The 17,037-nt window shown below is 23.4% G+C and carries 12 protein-coding genes; 5 read left to right on the top strand and 7 right to left on the bottom strand.

What is annotated here, in order from left to right; genetic code table 4:
• Positions 1-18: 18 nt before the first annotated feature.
• From N9R85_RS00265 to N9R85_RS00280, 4 genes are read right to left on the bottom strand one after another with little or no spacing between them, the layout of a single operon-like run.
• Entirely contained in the window at positions 19-2,097 is a 2,079-nt protein-coding gene (locus tag N9R85_RS00265) for a hypothetical protein (RefSeq protein WP_262858085.1), read from the bottom strand.
• Positions 2,069-2,857 (bottom strand): ABC transporter permease, encoded by a 789-nt coding sequence (locus tag N9R85_RS00270; RefSeq protein WP_262858086.1) that lies wholly within the window; start codon positions 2,855-2,857, stop codon positions 2,069-2,071. The genes N9R85_RS00265 and N9R85_RS00270 overlap by 29 nt, the downstream gene beginning before the upstream one ends.
• Positions 2,850-3,686 carry an ABC transporter permease gene (locus N9R85_RS00275; RefSeq protein WP_262858087.1) on the bottom strand — a complete coding sequence of 279 codons (837 nt, stop codon included), beginning with the start codon at positions 3,684-3,686 and terminating at the stop codon, positions 2,850-2,852. The genes N9R85_RS00270 and N9R85_RS00275 overlap by 8 nt, the downstream gene beginning before the upstream one ends.
• On the bottom strand, positions 3,670-5,046 hold the full coding sequence (locus N9R85_RS00280) for an ABC transporter ATP-binding protein (RefSeq protein ID WP_262858088.1): 1,377 nt from the start codon (positions 5,044-5,046) through the stop codon (positions 3,670-3,672). The genes N9R85_RS00275 and N9R85_RS00280 overlap by 17 nt, the downstream gene beginning before the upstream one ends.
• 369 nt (positions 5,047-5,415) lie before the next feature.
• On the opposite strand from N9R85_RS00280, the gene N9R85_RS00285 reads away from it, so the two are divergent.
• From N9R85_RS00285 to N9R85_RS00305, 5 genes are read left to right on the top strand one after another with little or no spacing between them, the layout of a single operon-like run.
• Positions 5,416-9,507: an AAA domain-containing protein gene (locus N9R85_RS00285; RefSeq protein ID WP_262858089.1), complete on the top strand. Its 4,092-nt coding sequence runs from the start codon at positions 5,416-5,418 to the stop codon at positions 9,505-9,507.
• Positions 9,488-10,951: a hypothetical protein gene (locus tag N9R85_RS00290; protein WP_262858090.1), complete on the top strand. Its 1,464-nt coding sequence runs from the start codon at positions 9,488-9,490 to the stop codon at positions 10,949-10,951. Before N9R85_RS00285 ends, N9R85_RS00290 begins: the two co-directional genes overlap by 20 nt.
• Complete coding sequence (locus tag N9R85_RS00295) at positions 10,923-11,522, top strand: hypothetical protein (protein WP_262858091.1); 600 nt, start codon at positions 10,923-10,925, stop codon at positions 11,520-11,522. Before N9R85_RS00290 ends, N9R85_RS00295 begins: the two co-directional genes overlap by 29 nt.
• A gap of 5 nt (positions 11,523-11,527) precedes the next feature.
• Complete coding sequence (locus N9R85_RS00300) at positions 11,528-12,517, top strand: hypothetical protein (RefSeq protein WP_262858092.1); 990 nt, start codon at positions 11,528-11,530, stop codon at positions 12,515-12,517.
• Positions 12,517-14,313, top strand: coding sequence for an AAA family ATPase (locus N9R85_RS00305; RefSeq protein WP_262858093.1), 1,797 nt, complete (start codon positions 12,517-12,519; stop codon positions 14,311-14,313). The genes N9R85_RS00300 and N9R85_RS00305 overlap by 1 nt, the downstream gene beginning before the upstream one ends.
• 119 nt (positions 14,314-14,432) lie before the next feature.
• On the opposite strand, the gene N9R85_RS00310 is transcribed toward N9R85_RS00305, so the two are convergent.
• The 3 genes from N9R85_RS00310 to N9R85_RS00320 all read right to left on the bottom strand — a co-directional run bounded on the left by N9R85_RS00310 (position 14,433) and on the right by N9R85_RS00320 (position 16,628).
• Complete coding sequence (locus N9R85_RS00310; protein WP_262858094.1) at positions 14,433-14,681, bottom strand: hypothetical protein; 249 nt, start codon at positions 14,679-14,681, stop codon at positions 14,433-14,435.
• Between the two features lie 126 nt (positions 14,682-14,807).
• Complete coding sequence (locus tag N9R85_RS00315) at positions 14,808-15,506, bottom strand: hypothetical protein (RefSeq protein ID WP_262858095.1); 699 nt, start codon at positions 15,504-15,506, stop codon at positions 14,808-14,810.
• Between the two features lie 228 nt (positions 15,507-15,734).
• Positions 15,735-16,628 carry a conjugal transfer protein TraX gene (locus N9R85_RS00320; RefSeq protein WP_262858096.1) on the bottom strand — a complete coding sequence of 298 codons (894 nt, stop codon included), beginning with the start codon at positions 16,626-16,628 and terminating at the stop codon, positions 15,735-15,737.
• Positions 16,629-17,037: the final 409 nt, after the last annotated feature.

A 17,037-nucleotide genomic window follows, 5' to 3' on the forward strand; every position in this document is an offset into this window, starting at 1 on the left:
TTTATGTGTCATTTTTTGTTATGATTTTGTTTTAGCAAAATAATATGTAGTTATTTTGCTTAAAAGAGAGTCAGAAATTGGTTGAAGAGCTTTGTGTCTAACGTTAGAAGTGTTTTCTATTTTATAGATATTAATTACATTTTGATCTTGTCCTTCAACTTTATCAGAAAAGTAATTTCTATAAACTATTTCATAATCTGTTATTTGTGTTGGGACATAATTAATAAAGTTAAAATTAGTTAGATTCTTATAATCTTCAATATAATCATCATTTGATAGATCAATAAATGCTATAGATTGAGCAATAACTTTTTTAACTAAATCTTTTAACTCGCTTTGTGGCACTTCATTATCACTAATATATTCAATGAATGCATTAAAAATACTTTCTTCACCGCTAAATAATATTTCAATAATTATTTTTTCAATCTCTGTAGACTGTTCTTTAAGTACGTCAATTTTATTTTCGCGATCTTCATTATTTAAATCTATTAAAGAAGATATTTTATCTAAAAACATAGAATTATTTTCGGATAAATTATTTTCAATAATAGTTGGGTAATAATTTACCTTTTGCTCAAAATTGTTTTCATCATCATTTGATCTTAAATCATAAAATTCTTGATATATTTTTGAATTATTTTTGTTCGATAAGTTTAATAAGTTTGAATAATAGTTAATAAAATCATTAATTGATTCTTGCTCTAAATCTAATTCACTTAATTCTTTTGTTTTAATATCTTTTCATATTTTTCAACTATTTAATTCAGAAATCATTCTTTGAGCTTGAGTGATATTAGAATCTGTTAACTGATCAAAATTAGGTACTAAGTTTTGTCGCAATAGCTCTTTGTATTCTAAAATGATTTGCGGGGTTTGCGAATATGAACTTTGTGAAATTGTCTTAATATATTCATCTTTTGTTTTTCGATCTAATTTAGATGAAATTATTAAACCATCAACTAGTAAGATATTATCGCTTGGTCTATAAGCTAAAACAGACCCATCTTTTGCACTATCATAATTATCTTCGCTATAATAAGCGTCAATAGCATCTCCATTATACATAATTGATGCATTTATCGAACCGGAATCATCTCTTGGATTAGTAATATCGTTAACAATCTCTAGACCATCACCTTTTAAAGAAATATGTTTAGAATCTCGAATGTCATATCCTGTTCCATCTTTAATTAAATCAATAAAAGAATTAATTAAAATTTTATATGTTTCGTTTTGTGACTCTGAATTTTCTTCTACACTTCCTGTGAATTTTTGATCTGTTCTACCCTCTGGTAAAGGCCAATAAGCGGAAGCATAAAGCATATTATCACGAACCGAATCTGTAATAACCCAATTATTATAATTAGCACTAGATAAAGCTTTTAACACATTAACTAAAGCATTTGGGTTTTTAATTTGTGCTTGCTCTTGATGTTCGTTATAATATTTTTTAAAATCGAATCCTCCTAAACTGTTTTTATAATCTTCGGGAATTGCGACTTTATTAATATTGTATGACACGACCATATCTTGAGAATAATAAGGATAAAAATATTCTCATAATTCATCGTTATTATCTAGTTGATAACTTTGTAAATGTTCTCAAATTTCTTTGCGTAATGATAATTGCACATATTTACGAGCTAAATTACGTGCCTGTGTTGCTTGTTCTAATTTTTCTTTTAACTCATTTGTAGCATTATTTTTAAATTGGTTTTTCAATCTATCATAATCTACCATGGGCTCTAAAAGAGGTTCGTTAAATATAATAGAATAATTCAATTTAGAGATAAGTTTATTTTTTATTAAAGAAGCCACTATAAAGTCTGAACCTATTCCGGCAGCAGCTTTGTTATTTATTAATGCGTTACTAAATTGATTTATTTCATCGAACTCTTTATAATCAAATGATTCACGTAATATTTCGATATTATCATCCGACATGTATGATTTGTAATTAAAAAAACTTGGTTTAAATCTATTTTTATTTTTAATAGCAATTGTTGTCGCTAAAGTTGTGATTCCTATTGCTGAACTTATAGTTAGTAAAGCTAATTTTATTTTTCTACTTTTTCTTCAACTTGTAACTTGCATAAACTAAGTTTCCAATGATTGTAGTAAATAATACTATAGCTCCTAAAACAAGTGCTCACGGTCTAAATGCACCTTCGTATAATTTAGTTGCTATTGTGGAAGTATTAGAAGTTGTTCTTGCGATGATAAAATCATCAAAACTTAAAACTGAACTAACTAAAATTACAGAAATAATAGAAGGAATCATATAAATTAAATATGTTTTAAATCAAGCTTTTATTTTAGAGTGTCCTAAATCTTGTGCAGCTTCAAATAAGTTATTATTAAACTTTTCACTACGAGGTAGTGTTAATGATATACCATAAGGTAAAGCCATAATTGTATGACCTACAATAACTCTTAAAAAACCTTCGTTATCTACTTGAACTATTCCAAAAAAAGCGGTAAAAACTAAAACTAAACCAATTGCTGTTATATTATCAGGATTGATAAGCGGAATGTTTGATGTTGATGTAAGTGTACTTTTGATCAATTTATTCTTTTGACGATACATCGCATATGAAGTTATAATACTTATTGTAGCAACTAAAAAACTAACTATTATAGCTAATAATATTGTGTTTAATAAGGCTAAATCACGTCCAGAATCTAATACTGTAACTCAGTTTTCGAAAGTACCTTTAATTCAACTCGGGTTTGCTTCACCTTTTTTAGTTGGAACATTAAAACTAAAAATGACACCAACCACTAAAGGAACATAAATTATTAATAAAATTAAATAAACATAACTACGTTTTAATAATGAGGATACTCTATTCATAGTGTGCACCTCTTTTAAAGTAGAAAATTACTCTTGGTAAAATTAAAAATAAACTAAATATACCCATAAATATAGCAGATACAACAATAACTAATGCTGAACCTGTACTTAAATCGTATTTATTGCCAGGATTGATTTTACTATTAATCAACTCTCCGATTGTTTGTAATTGTGAACCATCTGTTAATAATTTTGAACTAATAATAAATGTAGTTGCACTTGCTAAAAAGATCATAGCAAGACCACTCAAAATCGCCTTTGTACCATAAGGTATAATAACTTTAAAAATTGTTTGAAAACTATTATTACCTAAATCGTTGCTTGCTTCAATGATATTGCGTGGCATATCTTTAAACACAGTATATAACGGCATAATCATTAATGGTAAATTTAGACTTGTAAGCCCAAAAATCATAAAAAGTTCACTATTTAAACTTTTAGAATTAGAAACTACCGCTAACGCTAGTACTTTCATAGAATATATTCTTGAAATAGTAAAAATTGCCATAGGACTTATCATTAGGCTCAAAGCAAAAATTCTAAATATTTTTGACTTTGAAGATGAAATAAAATACGCATACGGAAATCCGATTATTAAACATAATAATGCAGATACAATTCCTATTCATAGTGATCTTCCGATAATTCTTCAAGTGTTAACATCTTTAATTAACACAAATGAATCGAAATTAGAACCATGAACAGCAAACGCATTAACTACAATCATAATAATAGGTAATAAAATTAATAATATAGCAATTATTAAATAAGGAATGAATAAAGCTGTTTTTTTGTCGAAACTAAATAATTGTTTAATTTTGGAAATCATTTTGTGAATAATCTCACTTAGAATCTTTTTTCATTAAGTGAATAGAATCAATTGTTCAACTCAAATAAACAACTTCATCTAATTCAAATTTTTTAGCTGTTTCAACATAAATAACATCTTCATCTTCAGTTTCTATTTTTAGATAATAATAACTTCCACGATATGAAATCTCAGTAACAGTACCTTTGATTTTTCCTTCAGTACTTTTAGGTTCTGAAATAATATCAATATCTTCAGGTCTAATTAAAGCGTCTAAAACTTCTTTATTGTTAAATTCACTTTTTTCGTGAATTGTTTTAAAGCTTTTTCCAAGTAATTTAATATTTCCATTAGCTTCAAAAGTTGCATCAAAAATATTAGAATCACCAATAAATTTTGCAACCCATATATTTTTAGGAAAATCATAAATATTTTTAGGTGTATCGTATTGTTCAATAACCCCATCACGCATAACAGCTATACGGTCCGATAACTCCAAAGCTTCATCTTGATCGTGTGTAACAAAAATAAAAGTTAAACCTAAACTTTGTTGAACACTTCTTAATAAAACTTGCATTTTTTGTCTAATTTTAGCATCTAAAGCACTAAGCGGTTCATCAAGTAATAATATTTCTGGTTCAATAACTAAACTTCTAGCTAAAGCAACTCTTTGTTTCATACCACCTGATAATTGAGAAATTGCTTTTGTTTCGTTACCTTTTAAACCTACAATATCAATTATTTTACTAATTTTTTCGTTCATTTCAGTATTAGTCATTTTACGTTTAAAATGACGATCTTCATATGCTTGTTTTTTTAAATTAACATAATTTTCTCAATATGAATATTTAAAATCAGAATCATCAATTCAATTTTGACGTTTATTATACTGATATGTACCTTTTTTAAGATTTTTAAGTTCTTCAGTATATTGTTCTAATTGAATTTCAATTTGTTTCATTTTTGAATTAGCTTTTTTTGTTCATTGGGCCAATTTGATTTCTAAATTATCAATTTTATTTTGATTAATTTGTTCACGTGGAACACGTTTAAGTTTCAATCCAAAAGCAATATTTCCTTCAACATTTAAATGAGGAAATAAAGCATAATCTTGAAATATAGTAGATACATTTCTCTTATGAGGAGATAGATCTTTAATATCATATCCATTAAATTGAATTTCGCCACGAGTAGTTCATTCAAAACCACCAAGTAGTCTTAAAATAGTAGTTTTACCAGACCCTGAAGGACCTAGTAAAGTAACAAATTCACCACGATTAATTTTTAAATTAACGTTGTGTAAAACTGTTTTGTCAGAAAATTCTTTAACAACTTCTTTTAATTCAATAATAGGTAAGTTATTTTTTGCATTTTTTGTCATTATAATGTCTCCTTTCGTATTGTTTTAAAATGCTAACTTAAACAACAGGGAGACGGTATCAAAAAGATTCTCACAGTACTCTTCGACACTGTAAGATTTAGAAGGATATTCAATATCATTAAAAGTGTTAAGAATGTCTTTTATTCTTAAAATTTGTATTAAAAGTTCCTTGCTTTTCATATTTTTATATTATATAAAAAATTATTTTTACTTAAAGAAAAAAATGTGTAAAAAATATAAGAGCAAAAACTTAAAAATAATTTTAGAAAGTATCTTTTTCAGCTATTTGCTTGTTTTTTTTTTTTTTTGATAACATAAAATTAATAAAACAATAAGGAATCAAATCTAATATATTAAGGATAGAAATTTATGAATTTAAATATAAAAGTTAATAAAAATAAAGAAATGAATATAGGAGATGCTAAACAAGCAGAAACATATAAAAACAGAAATAAAAAATTTACTGTTAACGATCATTTAGAAAAATTACTAAAATCAAATAATTTAATCAATAAAAATATGGATTTAATTGATTTTTTTAATAGTATACAAAAATCAATTAAATCACTTTACATAATAAACAATGATTTATTCTCAAAATCTACTACACCAATGAAAGTTGTTTCATTAAATTTTTTAATCTTTTTATCGAATGAAACTCAAATATTTAAAAATCAAAAAAATATTGCAATTAACATAAAAACAAATTTTAATGAATCAAATGGTTATTACTTTGATCTAGATAGAATTACAATACTTAATAATTTAGAAGAAGAAATTTTATTATCTAAATATCACAACTACATAAATGAACTAACATTAAATTTTTATATCGACCAAAAAATAGAATCAACAAATATAAATAATAGTATTTTAAAAAATATCTTATTTAACATTACTAATGATGTTAATATAATGAAAACAGATAAAAATAAAGGTAATGGAATGGTCAAATTAGGTAGAACTCTAGATTTTTATAGAGATTATATCAATGATCAAAAGCCTAAATATAGTAAAACAAATAATAGAAAGAATCAAAATATATTTCCTATTGTCTTAAGAACACAAAGAAGCAACGACAAAAGAACAGAATTTATTTTTAGAATTACAAAAAAAGAATTCAATAAGGATTTTATAAATATAGTAGATAATGAAAAAAGATTTATTTATTTTTACAACGTAAATGATAGCGACGAAAAAGTATCAATAAATAGACAAAGTATCTCATTTGAAGAATATAAATATACTGAATTATTAAAATCTAGAATCGAAACTAATCAAAAAGATATCAAAGAACTAAATGGCAAAATAGAATATAACAAACAAAAATTTTTAAACCAAAATAAATTAGAAGAAATTAACAAATTAGAAAACGAAGTTGAAGAACAAAAAGAAACTATTCAGGACAATGAAGAAAAATTAAACAAAAAGAAAAACGACATTCAAATTATAAAAGATGAAAATATTCAATTTAAAAAAGAAATTAAAAAAATAGAAATTCAAATAATAACCCAAAATAAACAAATAAATAAAGAAAAACCCAAAAAAGACTCAAATAAGAATATTGAAGAAAATTATAAAATAAATAAAGATATTTTAGAGGGGGAAATTGAAAAATTAAGGGATAAAATAGAAAAAAAACAAAAAATAATTTCTGAAAACAATATCAAAAAAGAATTATTAGAAAAAGAAATTGCAAGTTTTGAAAAAACAATTGACGATATTGAAAAAGAAAATGATAAGAATATTAAAAACTTAAATAACTTACAAAAAACATTCAACTTATATAAAAACCAGAACGAAGAATCACTAAAAAAAATAAAAGAATTATCTAAGGAAGTAGATTCTATAAATTTTGTTATTAAAAATGATAATCAAAAATACTTATACTATACATTTAAATTCGATAATACAAAGTTAGGAAATTTAAGGGCTATAGATGTTAAAAAAATATACGACACAGATGTTGAAGTTAGCGAATTACTTTATTTTTCAAAAAAATTTGATAAAAATAATCATTTTGTTTTATCTGACGAAGATTATGGTATGTTTACTAAACATAAAAGATTTTATAATTCATTGCAAAACTTCAAGTCCGGAGAATACAAGAATCCTCTTTTAGCTAAATCTATTGAGGATCCAGACTTTTTTAAAGTTAAACAGTCATTAATAGATGATTATGATTTAAATATGCATCCGGAAATTAAATTGAATAAAAAACAAGAACTCGCTGTAAAAAAAGCAATTTTAACACCTTGTATTTCATATCTTCAAGGTCCACCGGGTACAGGTAAAACACAAACAATCAGCGCTTTAATTCATCATATTATTAACAATAAAGAACAAAACGTTTTACTTATGTCTTCAACTCACGAAGCAATATTAAATGCTTTTGATAGAATAAAGTCTATCACCGAAGATGATCCTAATTTTATTATGTATAAAACAATTAGAAAAAAACTAAGCAAAAAAAGAAAAATTAAAGAAAATACGAATAAAATAAAAGAGCAAGAGATTGAAGAAGATGAATCAAATATTTATGATTTAGATCATGCTTTTTATAACTTTTCATTAGCGATAATTAACTCAACTTTAACGAAAAATAAAAATGATATTTTGGACGAAATTATAGATAAATTAAAAATAATAGATGGCAAAAAATTAAACAAGCATTTTTTAACTAATAAGAAGATGATCACTTTAGTAGAACTTATTAAAAAGAATTCAAAGAATTTTATCGCAAATGAAATTACGGAAGAATTCAACAAATGAACTAAAGAAGATTTTAAAGAATTATTAAATTCTTTCGAAAATGAATATAGTTTATCAATTAAAGATGACATAATTTACAAATTTGAAGATATAAAAACAGAAATAGACAGAAATAGAGTAGAAAAAATAAAAAATAATTCGGATGAGTTGTTAGAATTATTATTAAAAAATAAGAGAATTAACGATTTATTCAAAGAAATATTAAATAACAATATAGTACTAAGTAGTCTAAATCCAAATCGACAAAAAGAGACGAACCAAAAAGTTATTGAAAAACTACAATTAATTAAAGATAGAATTGAATCCAGAGAAGATGACTATAATACAGAAATTAAAAATGAATTTTCGGATTACATATATGAAAATGAATTAATTAATTTAATTGGATTAACAACAACTGCAAACCAAGTAATTAATCCGCGTAAAGAATCTAACGACGAAACAAAAGAATTATTTTTGCAATATCCAATTTACATGACAATTGTTGATGAGGTTTCCAAAAGTAGTACATTAGAAATTATAAATTCATGTATGCTTTCTGAAAAAATATTACTTGCAGGAGATTACAAACAATTGCCACCTGTTTTGGATTTTGAAACAGGCTCTAAAACTGATGATCAAGTTGAATCAATAGAAGTAAATAAACTTCTTGATTCATTCAAAGATATTAAAGAATTAAAAAACAAAAAAACAAACGAAAATAATAAAATATCTGATAGGTCATGATTTTTTAATGATGAAAATGTTAGAGAATTAATTTCAGAACTTAAATATCCGTTTTTTAAATTCCACGCATTGAAATTAAAAGCTAATATTGGTGATGATCAAAATTTTTATACTTTTTTAACCGAACAACATCGCTTCAATAAAAATATACAAAAGGTAGTAAATGTTAATTATGACTATGATGAAAAATTAACTACTCCTATTGAAAAAAATAGTTCATATTTAGTTAATTATAAATACCCTAACATTAAAATAAATAAAGAATTTATTGTTATGGACACAAGCAAAATAAATCGAGAATTTATTGAATATAACAATCATCTTTTTACTGAAATCCAAAAAGAAATTATCAAAAGAAATAATTATATTTCTTTTGATCAAACTAAAACATTAGATAAAGAAGAAACAAAAGAATCGACTATAAATGAATACAACGCTTTCGTAATTGCTGGTATAGTTGAAAATATAGTATTAAATAATTCAACAAATAATGAAAAATTTGATTTAGATAAAATTGGTATTATTTCCATGACTAGATCTCAAAATTCGGTAATTAAAAAATATTTAAAAGACAAAAATAATAAATTTAAACAAAAGACAATTAACAAAGTTAAAGTTGACACGGTCGATAACTTTCAAGGTCGAGAAAAGGAAATTATAATAGTTGATTTCGTTAGAGCTAAAGGAGTATTGAGAAACAATACAATAGAATACCCCGGAAGAAGAAATTATGAATTTTATAAGAGTTCAGAACGTATTAATGTAGCCGTTTCACGAGCAAAAGATACATTAATTTTAGTTGGAGCGTTTGATGAATTAGAAAAACTCAACTTTAATATTTCTACTTGAGATAAGTCAGAAAACAAAATAAAAACAAAAAGCAAAAAAATACTAAAAGAGTATATTCAAATTTCAAAAGATGAAGATACATTTAGAAAGGTAAATGATGAAAGAAACATTTAAGACTAATCTTTTAATACCTAAGATAAAGGTATTGTTTGAAGCTCAATTTAAAAAATCAAAAAAATCAAATGACATACAAAATATTTTTATAATTCACTTGCTTTATAACCGAGAAAAATATATAAATTATACAATCACTGACTTTATAAGGGATATTACAGGAATTAAAAGAGAAAAACTTTTAGAATTTGCACTAGCAGAATTTATAAAACTAATTAATAACAAAGTTATTCTTTATTCAAATGCGACATCTTTAAGTATCAAAGATATTAAAAAAATGTATATTAACCAACTCGGAATCAACGATAGAATAATACACCCCAAAATAGAAAAAGAATTTAACAGAGATAATTTTATTGGTTTAGATTCTAAAACAATTAAACGTAATTTAATTTTTATTAAGAATTTAGTTAATTTAAAAGAAGAAATTATTGATAATAATTCAAATGAAATTAATAATGATAATAATGAAAATTACATTTTTATAGATAGTTATAATATTTTTAGTAACACTTATGATTCTTTGTTAGAATCATCAATAAAAACTAAATTCGAAGATAACGAATACATTAATGGCGAATATTTCACAGATTACAAACTAAATAATAAAAACAAAAACGAATATATAAGTAAAGTTGATGATATTTTTTGATCGAACAACACCTTTAACTTTATTATTGAAGATAATGCAATTATTGCTAATGATCTAATAACTAGAGACTATCTTAAAAAAGTAAGCGGCTTAAATATTGATAATGATACAAAACCTATTTTAGAAATCAAAAATTTTATCAAACTAATTTTAAACATAGACCAAATAAAGAGTTTAGAAAATGATTTTGAATTAAAAACAAAAGATAAAAATATTTTTTCAGTGAATTTAAATAATGAAATTATTAAAAAACAATGAACTAACGAAGAAAAAGACATAACATCATTATTAGGAAAAAAAGTATTTATTGATAAAGATAAGAATATATTTTTTATTTACTTAAGCGAATTTCAAATTGACTTTTATGATTTAAATGATAAAGTTATTGGTTTCACCAAAGAACTTATCAATCCAGATAAACTATTCGAATTACAACAAAATATAGCTTTAGAAAAAAGAAGATATAGCACTTTTGTAATTGAATTACTCATTAAAAATATAAATAAAATAATTAATAATTCTAATTTTAACGATTGATTTTTAGAAAATTTATCACTTATTGAAAAATTAGAATACGACCAAGCAAAAAATATTATCAATAAAATTCCTTTTATTAATTCTCAAGACATTTTAGAAATATTATCAAAGACAAACGAATTTAAAAATAATAATTTTAAAAATATTTCAAAGGAATTATACAGTTTATTATTAGATAATAATTTTAATGAATGAAACAAATTAAACGATAGAATAAATTACGAATATGATGGATATAATTATTTATTTTGATAAAAAATGAGATAAAGAAGAATATATTTCTGAATTCTATAAAAATTTGGATCAAATTGAGAAATTTAAAATTATTTTAGAGCATAAAAAGTTAAGCGAAGAAGAGTATAATGAAAATTTAAAAATTCTAGACAAATATAGTGCTTTTTACAATGGTTTTCCAAGTAAAATACATCCAATTAAAGTAACTCAAATAATACGTTTTTCTTCTTTTGAAGAAGATATAAATAACATTAAAGAAATATTAAACGGTTCTATTTATGAATTAAAAATATCTAATTTAAGGGACATTAGAACAAAACTAGAAAAAGAATTAGGTTTAGATGGAACATTTTATGAAAAATTATCAGAAAGACTTGATTTATATAATGAAAGTAAAGAATTAAAATATTTAAAAGAAATAACTAAAAACTTATTAAATCCTGCTAGCCATAATAACGAAACCAAAGCTTTCAAAGAAAAAATAGACAAATTAACTCTAACTGATATAAATACAATAGAAACAAATATTATTAATTATGCTAAAAAATTGAAAATTAATAACAAAAAAATAAAAAGTGAAATCAAGAGGTAAAATTAATGAGTCATGCAGCATTTATACAATTTAAAATTAATGTAGAAACCGAAAAAAGAGAAATCCAAGATATTAAAGATAATTTAGAGCAATTGAAAAACATTACTAATTCTAGTTTGGTAAAAAGTTCAATTAATAAAATTATGATCGAAATAAATTCGATTTATAGTCAAATCATAAAAATTGGACAATTAAACGGCGAATACGGCGAAGATAAAAATTCAATAATTGAAAAATATAATATTGAAAAAAGTAAATTATTAAAAGTAGTACAAAACATGAGTATTGATGTTTCTTTTGATGACATAATAAAAGAAACTACACAACAAATTAATAATTTAATTTTAGAAAATGGTTTTTTATCCAAAATTGTTTTAGAAAAACTTAAAAACAAAAATATTGAACTTAATCCTAAAAACTTCAATGATATGTTAGCAATTGTAAAACAAGAAAAAATAGACGAAGAAAAACACTCATTTTTAAAAGAAGAATTAAAAAAATATGTTCTTAAACAAGATATTGATCCAAAACTAAAAGGTTCCTTACTTAATGAGTTCATGTTTATTTCTAATTATCAAGAACTATCCGATTATGCACCTTATGTTAAGGAAATAATCAATAAATATAACGAGGCACTCAATAAAAACAAAGTATACTCAGAAATATTTAAAAAATATAAATATAAGCACAAGAGCATTGAATTCGTAATACAAACAGATCCAGAAAATAAATTAAAACCAAAATACTCTTTTATTTCAAAATTCAAAAATCCTCTTTTAAAAAATAATGCATTTACATTAACTTTGAACCTAGAAGGAACAGTAAGTTATGATATTGGAGACTATGAAGGTCATATGTGTTGAAGCTTAGCCGAAACAGTTGAACAAGATTTAAAGAAATATGGATATTTCAAAAGTTCACAAATAATTACTAGAGGGGTATCTGGTGCAAGACCCCTAACAAAAGCTCAAAAAATGAAAGTGAATACTAAATAATGAAAAAATCACTAGAATATTTAAAAATTAAACTCTCACAAAAGAATATTGTTTCTATAGTAGGAAATGTAAATGATTTATACACTTATAACGATGAAGAAAATAAAATAAAAAGTATTGATTTAAAAGGTGTTTTAGAAGAATTTGCCAAAGAAAACAAATTTCAAAAAGCACAATATTTTACCCCTGGATTTGGTGCTTTAAACCTTTTAGACCAACAATCTAATGGAAAATATAAAAGCATTGAAAATATAGACAATATCAATGAATTTATGTCAGATATAATAGAAAAAACCAAAGATAATGAAGAAATCGGAGAACATACTCCTGGTATTTATGCAATAAACTTTGCTGATAGTCTTTTTAATAATCAAAATAATCAAAATGATTACTTAGATAATTTAATAAACTTAATTTCTAGATTTTTAGACAACGATAATAAAAATAATTATTTAGACGATTACGGTAAACTAGAAAATCAAGATAAATTAGTTTTAATAATGAGAGATTCACATAATTTGATTACGGATATTTATAATAAAAATATCGAATATGCTGAAGTCACAATTAAAAAACCTAACATCGAAGAACGTAAAAATATAATTAAATACAACTCTAATTATTTTAGAACTTCCGATTCTAGTTTGCTAGGGGTCGAAGGACCAATTTTAAACAAAGCAGTAGCATTAACAGATGGATTAACATGTATTGAAATATTGCAATTAGCAAGAATAAAAGATAACAAACAATCATTTTTCAATAGATATAATTTAGCTACTTTCAACCAAAAAGAATCTGAATGAGAAAAAATTGATTATGAAAAAATTAAAGATTTAAAAAACATATTTTTAAAAAGAGTTCAAGGGCAAGATTATGCAATAGAAAAAATACATAATGTGCTAACAAATTCATTTTTAGGATTGAATGGCTTAATGTATAGTCAGTCTATGAGTAAACCAAAAGGTATTTTATTTTTTGTTGGTCCTACGGGTACTGGTAAAACTGAAATATCTAAAACTCTAGCAGAATTTGTTTTTGGGAGCGAGAAAAAACTAATTAGATTCGATATGTCTGAATATAACCATGAACATTCAGACCAAAGACTTATTGGAGCCCCTCCTGGATATGTAGGTTATGATTCCGGTGGTGAATTAACAAATAAAGTTAAAGAAAATCCGTTTTCGATATTATTGTTTGACGAAATTGAAAAAGCCCATCCTAAAATTTTAGATAAATTTTTACAAATTTTAGAAGATGGTAGATTGACTTCGTCAAAAGGTGAATTAATTGATTTTTCAGAAACATTCATTATTTTCACATCTAATATTGGTACTAGAGAAATTAAATCCGAAATAAGCGATGAACCTATGGTGAGAAAAGAGTTTATCAAAGAAGTTAAAAAACATTTCATTGAAAATATGAACAGACCTGAATTATTAAATCGTATCGGAGATAAAAATATAGTTCCTTTCAATTTTATTCATAAATATGAAATTATACAAACAATAATTATATCAAAATTAAGCACATTATTCAAAAAAATAGAAAACGAACATAACGTTATAGTGAATTACAAAAAATCAATAAGTTCTATAACAGATATAATTAATAAAAAAATGGATAAAACAATGGGTGCACGCGGAATTATAAATAATATCGATGAATTAATTACAAATAAAATTTCTAATTTTTTATTTGATAATTATATTGGAATTAAAGAAGCAAAAGAAAATAAGAAAATTCTAAACACTGAAATGGTAGTTTTTAGGGATGAAATCGATTTTGAACTTAGATAAAAATAATAAAAATTATCTAATATTTTTAATTTTATCAATAAACTACTTATAAAATATGATTTTTAAAACAATGAATATTAAAGCCTGCACATTGATAATGCAGGCTTTTATTTAAGAAATTATTTAGATAACTTTTTTTCTAATGAAATTAAAAGGTCTTCAAGTTTAGGTATTACATAAATTTCACCAAATATATTTAAAATAAAACCCGGAACCTTAAAGGTAGAATTAACATATGATTTGATTATATTTCGAGTTAATAATACGACAACTCTTGATATTTTGTATGTTTCGTCTACTAAAATAATCACTTTAAATGTTTGTATTAATTTTTCGAGTTTGTTTGCAAAAGGTGAATCACTAACCATCTCATTTCATTTATTTTTGAACTTATTAACAAATCCACGTTGAATATTTTCTTTTTTTATTCTTTCGTCATTTCAATTTTCGTTAGAAGGTGTTTTCTTAAAATCTAATTTAATTATTTTAGAAACTTAACCATTTAAAGATAACTTTAGATTGAGTGATCAATCCAAAATTTTATTGTAATTAATTTCAACAATATCAATTTCATTAGAAAAACTAATTTTTGAATTTTTGTAAATCCATTCTTTAATAATAGAAACAATATTTTGATATTCATTAAGCTTGCCTTTTTCTTTTGCTTTTTCCTTGTTTATATCCCCTCATTTGATTGTGGAATAATCAGCTTTATCTATAGCTACTTTTAAATCTTCAAGAAAAAATTTATCGCTAACATAATAATTGTTAAACTTTTCTTCTAAAAAATCTTCTATTTCTTTTAATGTCATATCCTTACCGATATTAAATTCTAAGTCATTATTTTCTAAATTGAATTTAAGATCTACTTTTGATATACTTGGTATTACACTAGTTTCAAAATCTTCTCTTGAAAATTTTTTTTGAATATTCAATCATGGCACTCTAATTAAAACTTTATTATATTCTTTCGGCAATTGTTTAACAAAATTTATTTCATTAATAAATTCAACAAAAAATGGCTCTATAGAATTATCATTCTTTCTAAGTGTTATTTCTTTTGTTTTATATTGAAATTTGCTTTGTTTACTTTCAAAAGTTATTTTGTTAGAACAACTAACTGATAAACCCAGCGAAGAAATCCCTATAAAAAGTGCACTAAAAAACATTTGCTTTTTAATCTTAAACTTCATATTATCCTTTTAAAATATTTTGATACAAATCATTTTATATATAACTTCATTATACTATAACAGCTTTAAATAAGATATAAAAGAATTATATTTTATGATAGAATTGAAAACAAAATAGGTTTAACAAGTATTTTTTCATAATTACACACTTATTTTAACGAGATCAACCTACTTTGATTTCAGAGCCTCTAAAATAGTTAGAATTTCGCGTTTTTTGTAATAAAAATGTTAAATAAAAACTAAAGGAAATACAAAACTTAAAGGATATGAAAGTAAAAAGAAGTTGTTCAATAATCAAAATTTAATTGGTTTTTTATAACTATAGAACAAAAAGAGTGACATATCTACTAGCGAATAAATTTGAATTTCAGATATTAAATTTAAATAGCTATAAACTATATTCACAATAGTAAAAAATAATATTCCGAGTATTTTAAAAATTAATTGATTTTTAAAATGTTTACCTATCAAAAAAGCATAATAAAGCATCATAATTATTAAATATCCATAAGAATGATAATCAATTCTAAATAAGTATTTTGTGCTTGCGATGTTCGAAATACTATATTCACCTAAAAAAAGAAAAATAAAAGTTAAAAAAGTGAAAATTAAACCAATATAAATATTTTTTCTATGTAAGTAAGCACTAAAGGAACCTAAAAATAACATAAACATAATATTGAAATATTTAGGATTTAACGATTCGTTAAATCCGTTTTTAGATAATATAAATATTCCAATTTGAATAATGGACCCCATAACCAAAAATCTAAAAGTGTAATATAATGGCCTTCGTGAATAATTAATTGCTATAACCGATAAAAATGCAAATATAGGAAAGGCGATTCTTCCTACAATTCTTAATTCTTCAAAATTTGGATAAGCAATAAGTCCGATATGATCGATAAACATAGTTATTACAGCTATCCATCTTAAAATTGTGGAAGTTAAAAAAACTCAAGATAATGTTTGATATTCAAATTTAAAAATATTAAACAAAGATTCTTTAACTCCTTCTTTAAACTGATAAATATCAGTTGTAAACATTTTTTTAAGCTTGATCTTTAAATTTAAAATTGAATATTTTTTAGAATTACTAATAAATTTCGAAATATTATTCATACTAACTAATTATATTTTAAAAATAAAGTAATCAAGACAAAAAAGAACTTTAAAATATTAAAGATAATTTTTTAAAATTTACAAAACTAAAATTAAATATATTTTTTCAATACATAAATAAATTAATACAACTTAAAACTATAAAATAAAAAGACGCTACTAGATAATAATTTTAAATAAAAAAATAGACTAATAAATTAAATTAGTCTATGCTAAATTGTAATTTCAAGTGCAACACAATTTATATAAAATATAATTGTGGAGCACTTGAAATTTTTTAATAAAAAAATGGCCCCACATGAACCGAGGAACCATATGAATTATACAACAAAAAATTACAATCAAATTACTAAGGAAGAAAGATTTTTTATACAAAATAGTATTCAAAATAACATTTCTTTAAGAAGTA

The organism is Mycoplasma sp. CSL7503-lung (assembly GCF_025515455.1).
GTDB lineage: Bacteria > Bacillota_I > Bacilli_A > Mycoplasmatales > Metamycoplasmataceae > Mycoplasmopsis.